The organism is Bartonella jaculi (assembly GCF_039543045.1).
GTDB classification, from domain to species: Bacteria; Pseudomonadota; Alphaproteobacteria; order Rhizobiales; family Rhizobiaceae; genus Bartonella; species Bartonella jaculi.
The window spans coordinates 1-738 of record NZ_BAABIZ010000171.1 but is presented as its reverse complement, the minus strand read 5'-3'; the positions used below and the strand labels follow the sequence as shown (position 1 = coordinate 738).

The 738-nt window shown below is 45.0% G+C and carries 2 pseudogenes; both read right to left on the bottom strand.

The annotated features are described in order from the left end of the window. Positions 1–285, bottom strand: a pseudogene (gene glmM, locus ABD915_RS10020) (phosphoglucosamine mutase); the annotation flags it as partial. Between the two features lie 19 nt (positions 286–304). Beyond that, a pseudogene (glmM, locus tag ABD915_RS10015) lies at positions 305–738 on the bottom strand (phosphoglucosamine mutase); the annotation flags it as partial.

Here is a 738-nt window from a genome sequence, read left to right as displayed (position 1 = left end):
CTTTGTTGCATACAAGCTAAAATCTGTAAAGCAGCCACCAATCCATCGCCAGTTGTGCCAAAATCGCTAAGCACGATATGCCCAGAAGCCTCACCGCCAACATTATATCCCTTCTGACGCATTGCCTGGGCAACATAGCGATCCCCAACATTTGTCCGTACAAGATCTAATCCTTTGCTCTTTAAGAAGCGCTCAAGCCCTAAGATTTGACACAATAGTTGTGACAATACCGTTGAGCTACAACCGTCCTGCTTTATGCCAATATTCAGCAATAACAGCAATCAGCGGATAAGTTACGACTGCCTCACGATGCCTCAACGGCAGCATTTAATTTTGAAAGGGCGTCATGGTGCGTGATAACCTCCACCATCTCTGACACGACCCTATCCAGAGTTTCTCGATCATCTCCTTCAGCCATCACGCGAATGACCGGCTCGGTTCCAGAAGCACGAATAATCAGCCGTGCTTTTTTCCCCAAACGTTGGCTTGCTTGTTCTATTGCCGTTTTAACCGGATTTTTTTCTAGAATATTTTTATTTTTAATGGTGATATTTTTCAAAATTTGCGGCACAGGTTCAAAGCGCTTACACAAGTGACTCATAGAGGTTTGACTTTGTTGCATACAAGCTAAAATCTGTAAAGCAGCCACCAATCCATCGCCAGTTGTGCCAAAATCGCTAAGCACGATATGCCCAGAAGCCTCACCGCCAACATTATATCCCTTCTGACGCATTGCCT